At 59.4% G+C, this 13,787-nt stretch carries 11 protein-coding genes; 3 read left to right on the top strand and 8 right to left on the bottom strand.

What is annotated here, in order from left to right:
* Window positions 1-12: 12 nt before the first annotated feature.
* Entirely contained in the window at window positions 13-837 is an 825-nt protein-coding gene (locus J0G10_RS18565; protein ID WP_220556436.1) for an NAD-dependent epimerase/dehydratase family protein, read from the bottom strand.
* Between the two features lie 414 nt (window positions 838-1,251).
* Complete coding sequence (locus J0G10_RS18560; RefSeq protein ID WP_220556435.1) at window positions 1,252-2,547, bottom strand: OprD family porin; 1,296 nt, start codon at window positions 2,545-2,547, stop codon at window positions 1,252-1,254.
* A gap of 314 nt (window positions 2,548-2,861) precedes the next feature.
* Between J0G10_RS18560 and J0G10_RS18555 the strand changes: the two genes are divergently transcribed.
* Both J0G10_RS18555 and J0G10_RS18550 read left to right on the top strand, forming a co-directional pair.
* Window positions 2,862-4,517, top strand: coding sequence for an MFS transporter (locus J0G10_RS18555; RefSeq protein ID WP_095047985.1), 1,656 nt, complete (start codon window positions 2,862-2,864; stop codon window positions 4,515-4,517).
* Complete coding sequence (locus J0G10_RS18550) at window positions 4,514-5,656, top strand: HlyD family secretion protein (RefSeq protein ID WP_095124546.1); 1,143 nt, start codon at window positions 4,514-4,516, stop codon at window positions 5,654-5,656. Before J0G10_RS18555 ends, J0G10_RS18550 begins: the two co-directional genes overlap by 4 nt.
* Window positions 5,657-5,772: 116 nt before the next feature.
* Here J0G10_RS18550 and copD read toward each other — a convergent pair whose 3' ends face one another.
* Complete coding sequence (gene copD, locus J0G10_RS18545) at window positions 5,773-6,630, bottom strand: copper homeostasis membrane protein CopD (RefSeq protein WP_220556434.1); 858 nt, start codon at window positions 6,628-6,630, stop codon at window positions 5,773-5,775.
* Between the two features lie 3 nt (window positions 6,631-6,633).
* The gene (copC, locus tag J0G10_RS18540) at window positions 6,634-6,996 is read right to left on the bottom strand and encodes a copper homeostasis periplasmic binding protein CopC (protein ID WP_220556433.1); all 363 of its coding nucleotides are present in this window, start codon (window positions 6,994-6,996) and stop codon (window positions 6,634-6,636) included.
* Between the two features lie 139 nt (window positions 6,997-7,135).
* Here copC and J0G10_RS18535 point away from each other — a divergent pair, with 139 nt between their 5' ends.
* A complete protein-coding gene (locus J0G10_RS18535; RefSeq protein WP_007919317.1) occupies window positions 7,136-7,756 on the top strand; it encodes a TetR/AcrR family transcriptional regulator in 621 nt (206 codons plus the stop codon).
* Between the two features lie 258 nt (window positions 7,757-8,014).
* Here the strand turns inward: J0G10_RS18535 and J0G10_RS18530 are convergent, their stop codons facing one another.
* The 4 genes from J0G10_RS18530 to hydA form a co-directional block, all read right to left on the bottom strand.
* Entirely contained in the window at window positions 8,015-9,157 is a 1,143-nt protein-coding gene (locus tag J0G10_RS18530) for an IS481 family transposase (protein WP_220556126.1), read from the bottom strand.
* Between the two features lie 112 nt (window positions 9,158-9,269).
* Window positions 9,270-10,544, bottom strand: a complete 1,275-nt coding sequence (gene preA, locus J0G10_RS18525; RefSeq protein ID WP_220556432.1) for an NAD-dependent dihydropyrimidine dehydrogenase subunit PreA — start codon at window positions 10,542-10,544, stop codon at window positions 9,270-9,272.
* Window positions 10,545-11,912 carry an NAD(P)-dependent oxidoreductase gene (locus J0G10_RS18520; RefSeq protein ID WP_095124548.1) on the bottom strand — a complete coding sequence of 456 codons (1,368 nt, stop codon included), beginning with the start codon at window positions 11,910-11,912 and terminating at the stop codon, window positions 10,545-10,547.
* Between the two features lie 165 nt (window positions 11,913-12,077).
* Entirely contained in the window at window positions 12,078-13,517 is a 1,440-nt protein-coding gene (gene hydA / locus J0G10_RS18515; RefSeq protein ID WP_095047980.1) for a dihydropyrimidinase, read from the bottom strand.
* Window positions 13,518-13,787 lie beyond the last annotated feature (270 nt).

The raw sequence follows: 13,787 nt of genomic DNA, 5'->3' as shown, positions 1-13,787 counted from the left end.
TTGTCAGGGTGATCAGTCGCCGAACGGACCTGCGGCGACAAACGCGCCGCCCTGATAGATCCGCGCCGGGTCATCGGCGGCCGGCATCGGTTGCGCCTCGACTTTTTCGCGGAACACTTCGGAGCTGTCCTTCGCCTCAAAGCCGAGGTGGCTGGCGAAGCGGTTGTCCCACCAGACGTCCTTGTTGGCGGACATGCCGTAGACCACGGTGTGGCCGACGTTCGGCGTGTACAGCGCGCGTTCGAGCAATTGCGTGAGGTCGTCGAAACTCAGCCAGGTGTGCATCATTCGGCGGTTTTGCGGCTCGGGAAACGAGGAGCCGATGCGGATACTGACAGTCTCGATGCCGTAGCGATCGAAGTAGAAACTGGCCATGTCTTCGCCGTAGGACTTGGACAAGCCGTAGTAGCCATCCGGGCGGCGCGCGGAGCTGGCGTCGAGCGGTTCGTCCTGTTTGTAGAAGCCGATGACGTGGTTGGAACTGGCGAAGATCACTCGCTTCACGCCATGCCGGCGCGCCGCTTCGTAGATGTGAAACACGCCGCAGATATTGGCGCCGAGGATTTCTTCGAAGGGCCGCTCGACGGAGACGCCGCCGAAATGCAGGATCGCATCGACACCTTCGACCAGTTGATGCACGGCGTGTTTGTCGGCCAGATCGCAGACCACGATTTCTTCACGATCATCGACGGCCGGGGCGAGGGCGGCAATGTCCGACAGGCGCAGGACATTGGCATAAGGGCGCATACGTTCGCGCAGAACTTTGCCCAGGCCCCCGGCAGCGCCGGTCAGCAGCAGACGGTTGAACGGGGCGCGGGGAGTTGAAGTAGACGTCATGGCAAGCCCTTACACGTTGTTATTAGGTTTGTTGTAGGTTGTCGTATGACTGCGCTGAAGTATCGGTAGGGTTTCCGGAACTTGTCAACGCGACTTTTGGTGTAAATGACGGAAGGCCCGGTTCTCTTTTCGATCACCACCGTTCCGTACTTGCAATGCAATCCCATGTGGGAGCGAGCCTGCTCGCGAAAGCGGTGTGTCAATTAACATTGATGGTGAATCTGCCGCTGCCATCGCTGGCAAGCCAGCTCCCACAGGTATCAGCGTTGTTTTCAATTACCGCATTCACCACAAAATCCTGTGGGAGCTGGCTTGCCAGCGATGAGGCCGGTCCAGGCAACTCTTGTATCGACTGACACGCCGCCTTCGCGAGCAGGCTCGCTCCCACAGGGAAACTCGGTGTGACGACTGGCTTTACAACAACGAAATCGGATAACTGATAAAGATCCGGTTCTCGTCAAACTCGTTGGTGCTGAAGTCCCGCCGTATCGTCGCGTTGCGCCATTTCACGTTGAGGCTCTTCAGCGGGCCGCTTTGCACGGTGTAGGCCAGTTCCGACTCGCGGCCCCATTCCTTGCCGTCATTGGTGGTGGCGGTGTGCACGTTGTCGCCGCTGATGTAGCGGTTCATCAGGGTCAGGCCCGGAACACCGAGGGCGACGAAGTTGTAGTCGTGGCGCAACTGCCAGGAGCGTTCCTTGGCGTTGTCATAACTGGCGTTGTAACTGTCGTTGGCGAGGGTGCCGCCGCTGGTGCCGTTGACCCGCATCCACGCGTCGTCGCCACTGAGCTTTTGCAGACCGACATAGAAGGTGTTGCCGCCGTAGCGGGCCGAAAGCAGGGCGAACGCGGTTTTGTTGTCGAGGTCGCCAGCTTGGGCGCTGCCGTCTTCCTTGCCGGTGAAGAAACCGAGGTTGGCGCCGAGGGTCCAGTCGCCCAACGGCTGGCTGTGGCTGAGGTTGAAATACTGCTGCTGGTAGATGTCGCTGAGTTCGGCGTACCACACGCCGACGAGGGTACGCTTGTCGTTGAAGGTGTATTCGCCGCCGCCGAAGTTGAAGCGGTCGGAAGTGAACGCGCCGCGGCCGTTCATTGACATGTCTTCCATGCTCGCGTCATTGCGCGGGCTGTTGCCACGGAACTGGCCACCGTAGACAGTCAAGCCATTGATCTCGGTGGAGGTGATCTGGCCGCCGCGAAAGGTCTGCGGCAGCGAGCGGCCATCGTCGGAACGCAGGATCGGCAGCACCGGCATCCATTCGCCGACCTTCAATTCAGTCTTGGAGACTTTGGCCTTCAACGCCACGCCGAGCCGTCCGAAATTGTCGGCCGGACGCCCGTCATCGTGGATCGGCAACAGTTGCGTACCGCCCGTACCTTTGCCGCCATCGAGCTTCTGCGAGTACATGCCAAGGATGTCGAGCCCGAAGCCGACCGTGCCTTGGGTGAAGCCGGATTTGGCATCGAGAATGAAGTTCTGCGTCCACTCTTCAGCCTTGCCCTGCGGGTTGGCCGGGTTGACGAAGTTGCGGTTGAAGTAGGCATTGCGCAGGTTCAGCGTGGCTTTGCTGTCTTCGAGAAAGCCTTCGGCATCGGCGCTCATCGGCAAGGCCAAGGCCAGGCTGCTGCAACCGATCAGGCCAAGGGTGGTGTGCGGGCGCAGCGTGGCAAAGCGGGAAGGGCGGACGGAACTGCAGACGAGTGTGCTCACTGTGACGCTCCCTGTTGCGTTTGTTGTTTTTATTATTTGTCATACGTCGTCGTACAACATGGTTGCGGATATTTCCTCGGTTTTCCGGGAATGTCAACAGCAAGTTATACGATGACTTGCCGTCGCGACGCAGATCACTTTGTAGGAGCTGCGGCACGCTGCGATCTTTTGATCTGGCTTTTTAAAAAACAGGATCAAAAGATCGCAGCCTCGTTTCACTCGACAGCTCCTACAAAGATTTGTGTTGTCCATGGGATGTGTGTTGCCGGTGAATTTGCGGCAAACTTCACCCACGTTCCGCACAAGGCCTTTCCATGGATCAATACGCCCCGCGCAACTGGCAGCCCCACGAAAAACCCAGTCTGCCCGGTTCCCCCTCGACGCCGTTGCACTCCAACCCCAAGCGCCTGGCCTATGCGCTGGTCGGTTTACTGGTGGCGGTGACCGGTGGCTTGGGCAACTCGCTGGTGGTGGCCAACCTGCCTTATCTGCAAGGCGCACTCGGCGCGACCACGGCGGAAATGGCCTGGCTGCCGGCGGCGTACGTAATGACCAACGTGTCGATGAACCTGTTGCTGGTGAAGTTTCGTCAGCAGTTCGGTTTGCGTGCATTCACCGAAGTGTTTCTGGTGCTGTATGCGCTGGTGACTTTCGGCCATCTGTTCGTCAACGACCTGAATTCCGCGGTGGCGGTGCGCGCGGCCCACGGCATGGTGGGCGCGGCGCTGAGTTCGCTGGGCCTGTATTACATGGTCCAGGCGTTCCCGGCGAAGTGGCGGCTGAAGGCGCTGGTACTCGGCCTCGGCACCTCGCAACTGGCCTTGCCATTGGCGCGATTATTTTCCGAAGACTTGCTGCAGATCGCCGAATGGCGCGGCTTGTATCTGTTCGAACTAGGCATGGCACTGCTGTCGCTGGGCTGCGTATTGATGCTCAAGTTGCCACCGGGCGACCGCTTCAAAACCTTCGAAAAACTCGACTTTCTTACCTTCGCCATTCTCGCCACTGGCGTGGCGCTGCTGTGTGCGGTGTTGTCGCTGGGGCGGATTGACTGGTGGCTGGAGGCCAACTGGATCGGCTACGCGCTGGCTGCCTCGATTGCTTTGATCCTCGCCGGTCTGGCCATCGAACATAACCGCAGCAACCCGCTGCTGATGACCCGCTGGCTTGGCAGCGGGACGATGATCCGCCTGGCGCTGGCGGTGACCCTGATTCGCATGGTCACCTCGGAGCAATCCACCGGTGCGGTCGGTTTCATGCAGAACCTGAACATGGGCTACGAGCAACTGCACAGCCTGTACGTGGTGATGCTGATCGGCAGTGTTGCGGGATTGTTGACCAGTGCGCTGACGATCGACCCCAAACACCTGCTGATGCCGCTGATTATCTCGCTGGCACTGATGGCCACCGGGTCGGTGATGGACAGCTTTTCCAACAACCTGACCCGCCCGGAAAACCTCTACTTCAGCCAGTTTCTGCTGGCGTTCGGCAGCACGTTTTTCCTCGGCCCGACCATGGTTTTCGGTACGCGCAACGTGCTGACCAATCCGCGCAATCTGGTGAGTTTTTCCGTGCTGTTCGGGATCTGCAACAACCTCGGTGGCCTGCTCGGTGCGGCGCTTCTGGGCACTTTTCAGATCGTCCGGGAAAAATTTCATTCCAGTCAAATCGTTGAGCACCTGACGCTGTCTGACCCTTTGGTGGCTGCGCGTGTGCAGAGCGGCGGTTCGGCGTATGGCTCGCTGTTGGCCGACCCGAGTTTGCGCAATCTGGCGGGTATTCGCAGCCTGTCCAATGCCGCCACCCGTGAGGCCAATGTACTGGCCTACAACGATGTGTTCATGTTGATCGCCGTGATTGCTGTGCTGACCATGATCTGGCTGTCCATTCGTGCGCTGTGGCTGATGAGCACCACCAAAGCCGTCGCCCCCGCGCCTTCCACACCTTCGAGCGGTGCCACTTCTTCATGACCGAACCGACCACCACAACCACCAATGCCATTGCCGCCACGCCCGAGGGTGTGGCACCGCCGTCATCGCCGAACACCGAGCCGCGCTCGCTGCGCGTGCGGATCATTTCTTCGCTGGGCTTTGCCGCGATTGCCATCGTCGGCGTGTTGATCGTTTTGTATGCCTGGCAATTGCCGCCGTTCAGCAGTGCGGTTGAGACTACCGAAAACGCCTTGGTGCGCGGGCAGGTGACGATCATCGGCCCGCAACTCGCCGGTTATGTTTACGAGGTGCCGGTGCAGGATTTCCAGTACGTGAAGGCCGGGGATTTGCTGGTGCGTCTGGACGACCGCATCTATCAGCAGCGACTCGACCAGTCACTGGCGCAACTGGCGGTGCAGAAAGCCGCGTTGGCCAATGTGGTGCAGCAACGCAACAGCGCCGAGGCGACGATCAAATTGCGTCAGGCGGCGCAGGCCGACAGCGAAGCGCAGTTGCGCAAGAGTGAAGCGGATCTGCGCCGGAATCAGGAATTGGTACGCGACGGTTCGGTGTCGAAGCGCGAGATGGACGTCGCGCTGGCGGCGAATGCGCAAAGCATTGCGGCGGTCGCGCAAGCCAAGGCCAATCTGGAAATCGCCCGTCAGGATCTGCAAACGGTGATCGTCAATCGTGGCTCGCTGGAGGCGGCCGTGGCCAGCGCCGAAGCGGCGGTGCAACTGGCACGGATTGATCTGTCGAATACGCGCATCGTCGCCCCGCGTGACGGCCAGCTCGGGCAGATCGGCGTGCGCCTCGGTGCCTACGTCAACTCCGGAGCGCAGTTGATGGCGTTGGTGCCAAACCAGAAATGGGTGATCGCCAACATGAAAGAAACCCAGATGGATAACGTGCGCGTCGGGCAACCGGTGCGCTTCACCGTCGATGCGCTGAATCACCGCCGATTCACCGGGCATGTGCAGCATATTTCGCCGGGGACGGGCTCGGAATTTGCCCTGTTGCAGGCGGACAACGCCACCGGCAATTTCGTCAAAATTGCCCAGCGGGTGCCGGTGCGGATCACCATCGATCCGGATCAGCAGGAAGAGGAGCGTTTGCGGCCGGGGATGTCGGTGGTGGTCAGCATCGACACCGCAGCGGGCGACACCCAACCCCACTGATCAACAGATAACCCTGTGGGAGCTGGCTTGCCAGCGATGACGTCGGCATATCCGAAATATTTGTTCCTGACACACCGCCATCGCTGGCAAGCCAGCTCCCACAGGGGGATCGTGTTTCAGGTTGTGATCATCGGGGGTAGGGTACCGAGCAGCGAGACAGCCGCAACCGCGCCAATGCCCAGCAGCCATTCGAGCATCACACTGCGCCTGAGCGCGCCCATCCGCTGCTCGCAATCATCAATCCGCAAACGATTGAACAGCGCCAAGCCAAGCATCCCCAGTACGATCAGCGCCTTGATCAGCAGAATCAACGCAAACCCGCTGAACAATGGCGTCGGCCACCACTGGCCGGTCAGCACGCGGACGTTAATCAAACCCGTAATCAGCAACCCCGCGACCAAGGCATAACCGATCCCGCTGAAGCGCCGCAAAATTTCACGCATCGGTTCCGTCGGCTGACGCAGAATCATCACCAGCAACAACAAACCACCCAGCCACGCCGCCACGCAGGTCAAATGAACGATCTGGTTGAGAATCAGCAATTGCCCGCTCAAACCATCGAGCATCGCACCATGCCCGACCGGTGCCAGGGTCGCGAGCAACAATGCGCTTAAGCCCAGTCGCATCGGCATGCTTGAGCGCCAAGGCGTGAACAACAGCGCCAACAGCGCGGCATTGATCAGCAAATGCCAACGCCACACCTGACCAAAAAACGTATGACCCAGCACCAGCGCAACCGTGTCTGGGTCAAACGCCGCCGCTGCCGAACCGGCCATGCTCGCGGTGATCAACAGCGCCCAGGCAATTCCGCTGAGCAGTGCCACAGTCGCCAGCCAACGCGCCAGTCGCGCCAGGTGCCGATCCACTTGCGGCGCTTCATCCTTGAGCAGCAACGGCCTGAACAACCAGGCCCCGAACAGCATCAACACCACGATGAAATGCACAAAGCGGCACAGCACCAGCGCTTCACTCATGAATTACTGACTCACCTTGAACTGGTAGGCGCCTTCGCTTTTGTGCGTGTCGACAGACACTGCGTGCCATTCGACTTTGTACTCGCCGGCGCTCAAAGGAGCTGCGGGGGTAACGATCAGGGTTTTCTTGTCGCCCTCGGTGGTCAGCGGTTTGACCGCGACCGGTGCGCCATCGCGAGTCAACGTGACTTTGGTGAAACTGGCCTCGACACCTTCGGAAAAGGTCAGGCGCAAATCGGCGGGAGCTGCGACTGTGCTATCGGCGGCCGGGATCTGGCTTTTCAGGTGGGCGTGGGCAAATACGGAAGATGCGGCGAACAGTGAAGCGAGCAGGGCAGTGGTGGTCAGGACGTTCTTGAACAGCATCGCGAATACCTCTGAGGCAGGAGTGAAGAAGCGTCAGTTTAGCCATCCGCTCACGCCAGTACGAAGTTTTGTTTGCAGCGGTCGCCCGCGGACCAGAGCGGATGCTAGTCTTGGGCAACGCTGTTGTCAGGGAGCCCTCATGGGCAATCACAAGATCGAGATTCGTCGCAACAACGTCGAGAAAATTCTCCTCGCGGCGGAAAAAGTCTTCGCCGAAAAAGGCTTCGGCGGCACGGCCATGGCCGACATCGCGGCTGAAGTGCAACTGCCGCGCTCCAACCTGCATTACTACTTCAGCACCAAGAGCGAGCTGTACAGCGCGGTGCTGTTCGATCTGCTGGAAGTATGGAAACAGGATGCGCTGTGCTTTGAGATGTTCGACGATCCGCGCGTGGTGCTGAGCAGCTACATCCGCGCCAAGATGAACCACTCGCGCAGCCGACCGTACGGCTCGAAAGTCTGGGCCAACGAGATCATCCACGGCGCGCCAACGTTGGGCGAGGCGCTGGATGTCAGCCTGTATGACTGGGCGAAAATGAAGGAAGCGAAGATTCGTCAGTGGGTCGAGGACAAGCGGATTCTGCCGGTGGAACCGTCGAGTTTGCTGTACATGATCTGGGCGTCGACGCAGCACTATGCCGACTTTGATCATCAGGTGAATATTCTGAATGAGCATCAGCCGTTGTCGGATATGCAGTTTGAGCGGGCGGTGCAGACGGTGACGAGTGTGATATTGCGTGGGATCGGGCTGGAGCCCTAGAAGCAGACCCTCACCCCAGCCCTCTCCCAGAGGGAGAGGGGGCCGACCGAGGTGTCTCTCGAAGTACATCGACCTGAAGAACCGCGTCGATTGTGGATTCAAAGCCGTCCGAGCGTGTGGCTGTTTCGACTATGGATTCAAAGCAAATCGTTCATGTCGGTGGATTTCTGAAGCATCCCCCAATCAGTCCCCTCTCCCTTTGGGAGTGTATGTACCGGAGACATGGTGGACACATGTTCGGAGACATGGTGGACGGTTTTAGATCTTCTTACCTGCCGTCACGATCTGCAAGTTCAAGTCGATTCGGGCGATACGATGTCTACTCCAGTAGACATCGTGGATGCCGTCCTCCGTCGTTTCCCTGATAGCCACTGACCTCCCGTAAAATGCCTTTCCAACTGTGTATTCACGATTGCCCCAGTAGATCTCGCCCTTCACCTGAACCTTCCTGACCACATCCCCATCATCGTACTCAGGCGCCGCCGGTTGCTCCTGATATTCCCGCGGGCTACTGCTGTAGCGAGTAGCAGGAACCTGCATGCCCAGTGCTTGATGCGGGCGCTTCTGGTTGTAAATCTCACGCCAGATATCAAACGCCCGTTGCGCATCGTCCAGATCGATGAAGAGCTGGCCTTGCAGGACTTCCCTTTTCAGGCTGCGGTGGAAGCGCTCCAGCTTTCCCTGGGTTTGCGGGTGATAAGGTCGGGAGTGGCCGACCTTGATGCCCTGGCTCATCAGCCAGACCTCCAGTGCGGTATAAACACCTGTCTGATCACCCCATGGCGAACCGTTGTCCATCGTCATGCGTAAAGGCAGGCCGAAACGCCGAAAGGTCCTGATTAGATGCTCCTGAACGGTTTGGCGCTGCTCATTAATGCATGCCGCGATGCACAGCGAAAACCGTGAATGATCGTCCAATATCGTCAACGGATGGCAACGCCCCTGAGCCAGGCTGATATGTCCCTTGAAGTCCATCTGCCAAAGATCGTTGGGCGCTTCATGCTCGAACCGGATAAACGGTTTGATCTCAGCGGCCTTTGGATCAACGCGCGAATGACGCTGTAAAACCGCATGCACGGTACTGACCGAAGGCATCACTTTGCCGTCGTCTTCCAGCACACGCTTGAGCTTGCGAGCGCCCCAAGCGGCGTACTCCTGACTCACGGTCAGAATCTGCTGCTCAACATCGTCAGCGCAACGTTTGGGTGATGTCTTTGGTTGTCGAGACTGATCGATCAATCCCTCTGCACCTGAGGTCTCAAACCTGTTGAGCCATTTGTAGGCAGTGCTTGGGCTGATATTGAATCGACGGCAAAGCTGCCGAACATTGGCCCCTTCTTGCCGAGCCAACAGCACGAATTCTGAACGAAGCTGCACGGTGGACACCTCTTCCCAAGACACAGGCCATCTCCTTCGCGATGAGCAATGTGTCTATTAAAATGTGTCCACCATGTCTCCGAACACCTGTCCACCATGTCTCCGGTACATACAGAGAGAGGGTTAGGGTGAGGGGCTAGACCGCAACGTGATACGGATTCCGCGGATCATGATTCCAGTCCAGAAACGGCTTCCCAGTCTCCATCGGCACCATCTCGATACAGTCCGCCACCGGACACGTGATCTGGCACAGATTGCAGCCCACACACTCCTCATCAATCACTTCATATTTATGCGTGCCGTCCGCCTGCTTCAGACTGCTGATCGCCTGGTGTGAAGTGTCCTCACAAGCAATGTGGCAACGCCCGCAACCAATGCACGCGTCCTGATCAATCTTGGCGATCACCTGATAGTTGATATCGAGGTACTTCCAGTCCGTGGTATTGCCCACCGCGCGCCCGGAAAACTCGGCGATGCTGGCGTAACCCTGACTGTCCATCCACCGCGACAACCCATCCTTCATCTCTTCGACAATGCGGAACCCATGCAGCATCGCCGCCGTGCACACCTGCACTGCGCCGCTGCCCAGCGCCATGAATTCCGCGGCATCGCGCCAACTGCCGATGCCGCCAATCCCGCAGATCGGCAAGCCCTGGGTCTGCGGATCGCGGGCGATTTCGGCGACCATGTTCAGCGCAATCGGCTTCACGGCCGAGCCGCAATAACCGCCGTGGGTGCTTTTGCTGCCGACGGTGGGCAGGGCGACCATGTGTTCCAGGTCGACGCTGGTGATCGAGTTGATCGTATTGATCAGCGACACTGCATCGGCACCGCCGCGATGGGCGGCGCGGGCGGCGACGCGGATGTCGGTGATGTTCGGCGTCAGTTTGACGATCACCGGCAGCGAGCAATAGGTCTTGCACCAGCGCGTGACCTGTTCGACGTACTCCGGCACCTGACCGACCGCCGCACCCATACCGCGTTCAGGCATGCCGTGCGGGCAGCCGAAATTCAGCTCGATACCGTCAGCGCCGGTGGCTTCCACCAGCGGCAGAATGTATTTCCACGATTCCTCCACGCACGGCACCATCAGCGAAACGATCAGCGCGCGATCCGGCCAGTCCTTCTTCACCTGAGTGATTTCGCGCAGGTTGATTTCCAGCGAACGGTCGGTGATCAGCTCGATGTTGTTGATGCCCAGCACTTCACGGTTATTGCCGTAGTGCGCCGAGTAACGCGACGACACGTTGACCGCCGCCGGATCCTCTCCGAGGGTTTTCCAGACCACGCCACCCCAGCCCGCTTCGAAGGCGCGGACCACGTTGTAAGCTTTGTCGGTCGGTGGCGCAGAGGCCAGCCAGAAAGGATTCGGCGCTTTGATGCCAGCGAAGACAATCGACAGATCGGCCATTTACGCAGCCTCCACGTTAAGCATCAGTTGAGCATTAATCGCCTCGGCGGCGCGTTTGCCGTGCTGCACGGCTTGCACGGTGAGGTCCTGATCGAGGCTGGTGCAGTCGCCGCCGGCATACACGCCGGGGATGCTGGTGCGCAGGTTTTCATCGACGTAGATGCGTTCGCCCTGACGCTTGAGTTCACGGGCCAACGGGTCGGCGAGGGCGCTGCCGTCGAAGGCCTGACCGATGGCTTTGAAGATCGCATCAGCGGCCAGCTCGAAAGTTTCGCCGGTGGTTTGCAGGCGACCGTCGACAAGATCGGTGCGGGCGAAACGCATGCCGCGCACCTGGCCCTGAGCGTCGAGCAGCACCTCTTCCGGTTGCGCCCAGGTCAGCAGACGTACTTGGTTGGCTTTGGCGATGTCCTGTTCATGACCGGTGGCGCCCATGTCGGCGGCGCCACGGCGATACACCAGATTGACGTCGCGGGCACCGAGGCGGGCCATTTGCACGGCCATGTCGATCGCGGTGTTGCCGGCGCCGAGGACGATGCAGCGTTCGGCCAGTGGCAGTTGCGTGAGGTCATCGGCCTGGCGCAATTCGCGAATGTAGTCGGTGGCAGCGAGCAGGCCGGGGGCATCTTCGTGGGCCAAACCGAGTTGCTTGCTTGCGTTGAGGCCGAGGCCGAGGAACACCGCGTCGAACTGCTGATGCAGTTCACTCAGCGTCAGATTCTCGCCGAGCTTGTGCCCGTGACGAATCTCGATGCCGCCGATCTGCAGAAGGAAATCCAGTTCCTTCTGCGCGTAGTCGTCGACCAGTTTGTACTTGGCGATTCCGTATTCATTGAGGCCGCCAGCCTTTTCCCGAGCTTCGAAAATCACCACGTCATGGCCGTGCATGGCGCTGCGATGCGCACAGGACAAACCGGCCGGCCCGGCACCGACCACGGCGATGCGTTTGCCGCTGGCAGCCGCGCGCTGGAACGGGTGCTCGCTGAAGTGCGCGTTGTCCACGGCGTAGCGTTGCAGCAGGCCGATCAGCACCGGCGCGCATTCCTGAGCGTTGTTGCGCACGCAGGCTTGCTGGCAAAGGATTTCTGTCGGACAGACTCGGGCGCAACTGCCGCCGAGGATGTTCGCCGAGAGGATTTTCTGCGCCGCGCCGGGGACGTTGTCCTGATGAATGTTGCGGATGAACGAGGGGATGTCGATCTCGCTGGGGCACGCGTTGACGCACGGCGCGTCGTAGCAATACAGGCAGCGCGAGGCTTCCAGATGCGCCTGCCGGGCATTGAGCGGCGGCGCCAGATCGGTGAAATGCCCGGCGAGGGCGGCCGCGCTTTCGTGCGGGTGGGGGAGATGGTTCAGGGTCTCGATCACGGTTTTTTGCCTCACGGTTATTTGAGGTTCTCTGCCTCTATCGGGCAGTGGTTTTTGTGGCGTTCGGGATGGCCTCATCGCTGGCAAGCCAGCTCCCACAAGGTTTTGTGAGCACCACAGATCCCTGTGGGAGCTGGCTTGCCAGCGATAGGCCGAAGGCCGCTTTCAGCGTTTCACAGCAACTGGCTTGTGCAACTCAGCCCGCTTGCTCAGCAAATCAAACACCGCCGGATACGCCGGCCGTTCGATGTACCGCCCGGCCCCGCGCTCGGCGCGCAGGTCGCCATCGGCCCAGACCACCCGGCCCTGGCTGACGGTATGGCTCGGCACACCGCGCACGGTCTTGCCTTCGAAGATGTTGAAGTCCACCTGCTGATGGTGGGTCTTGGCGGAAATGGTCCGGGTGCCTTGCGGATCCCACAGCACCAGATCGGCATCGGCACCCACACGAATCGCGCCTTTGCGTGGATACAGGTTGAAGATCTTCGCGGTGTTGGTGGAGGTGAGGGCGACGAAATCCTGCATCGACAAACGCCCGGAGTTAACCCCCTCATCCCAAAGCACTGCCATGCGATCTTCGATACCCGCCGTACCGTTGGGAATCTTGCTGAAGTCATCGCGCCCGGCGGCTTTTTGCTCGGCGCAGAAGCAGCAATGGTCAGTCGCGGTGGTGTGCAGATTGCCATTTTGCAGTCCGTGCCACAGCGCCTCTTGATGACCCCGCGGACGGAACGGCGGGCTCATCACGTAACCGGCAGCGGTCTGCCAGTCCGGGTGTTGATAGACGCTGTCGTCGAGCAGCAAATGCCCGGCGAGGACTTCGCCATAAACCGGTTGGCCCTTGCTGCGCGCATAAGTGATTTCGTCGAGGGCTTCCTTGGTCGAAACGTGCACCAGATACAACGGCGTGCCGATGGTTTCAGCAATACGAATCGCCCGGCTCGCCGCTTCACCTTCAACCTGCGAGGGCCGCGACAGCGGATGCGCCTCCGGCCCGGTGATGCCCTGGGCCATCAACTTGCGTTGCAAGTGATAAACCAGCTCGCCGTTTTCCGCGTGCACGGTCGGCACCGCGCCGAGTTCCAGGCAGCGCTCGAAACTCGCCACCAGCGTGTCGTCGGCGGCCATGATTGCGTTCTTGTAAGCCATGAAATGCTTGAAGCTGTTGATCCCGTGATGGCTGACCAGCTCGGCCATTTCCTCACGCACCTGCTCGCTCCACCAGGTGATTGCGACGTGGAAGCCATAGTCGGAAGCCGACTTTTCCGCCCAGCCGCGCCACTGATGAAAGGCTTCCATCAGCGACTGCTGCGGATTGGGAATCACAAAATCGATGATCGACGTGGTGCCGCCGGCCAGACCGGCCGCCGTGCCGCTATAGAAATCTTCGCTGGCCACGGTGCCCATGAACGGTAGTTGCATGTGCGTGTGCGGATCGATGCCGCCAGGCATCAGGTATTGCCCGCTGCCGTCGAGGACTTCGGCGCCGGCGGGAACATCAAGGTTTTCACCGATGGCTTTGATCACGCCGTCGGCACAATAGACGTCGGCGCGATAACTTTCATCATGGGTAACAACGGTGGCGCCACGGATCAACAGAGACATTCCGAGTTCCTCGCAGGCATTGACCGACTTGTGCCGGTTCTAGATGTTTTATTGATGTACAGCGTTGCAGGTCGTATTCCTGTCAGCGCTGTCAGGAATAGAAGCTAGTCGCAGATTTGCAATAGATCAAGATTATTTTTTATAAGCTTATGACTGTTTTAAGTGTATGAAAAATAAGAATAAAAACTATAAATCACCAAAATGGTGAGGCCGTTCACCATTTTGACGCACTTGACAGGATGGAAATATGAGCAAGATTTCCTATGTGAA

Origin of the sequence: Pseudomonas germanica, from assembly GCF_019614655.1 — a bacterium.
In the GTDB taxonomy this organism is placed as follows: Bacteria; Pseudomonadota; Gammaproteobacteria; order Pseudomonadales; family Pseudomonadaceae; genus Aquipseudomonas; species Aquipseudomonas neuropathica.
The sequence above is the reverse complement of the archived record's forward strand: the minus strand, read 5'-3'. Positions and strand labels throughout refer to the sequence as shown.

Coding starts and splice junctions, on each gene's coding strand:
- J0G10_RS18565 (WP_220556436.1), bottom strand. CDS start 837: ATGACGTCTACTTCAACTCCCCGCGCCCCGTTCAACCGTCTGCTGCTG.
- J0G10_RS18555 (WP_095047985.1), top strand. CDS start 2,862: ATGGATCAATACGCCCCGCGCAACTGGCAGCCCCACGAAAAACCCAGT.
- J0G10_RS18550 (WP_095124546.1), top strand. CDS start 4,514: ATGACCGAACCGACCACCACAACCACCAATGCCATTGCCGCCACGCCC.
- copD (WP_220556434.1), bottom strand. CDS start 6,630: ATGAGTGAAGCGCTGGTGCTGTGCCGCTTTGTGCATTTCATCGTGGTG.
- copC (WP_220556433.1), bottom strand. CDS start 6,996: ATGCTGTTCAAGAACGTCCTGACCACCACTGCCCTGCTCGCTTCACTG.
- J0G10_RS18535 (WP_007919317.1), top strand. CDS start 7,136: ATGGGCAATCACAAGATCGAGATTCGTCGCAACAACGTCGAGAAAATT.
- preA (WP_220556432.1), bottom strand. CDS start 10,544: ATGGCCGATCTGTCGATTGTCTTCGCTGGCATCAAAGCGCCGAATCCT.
- hydA (WP_095047980.1), bottom strand. CDS start 13,517: ATGTCTCTGTTGATCCGTGGCGCCACCGTTGTTACCCATGATGAAAGT.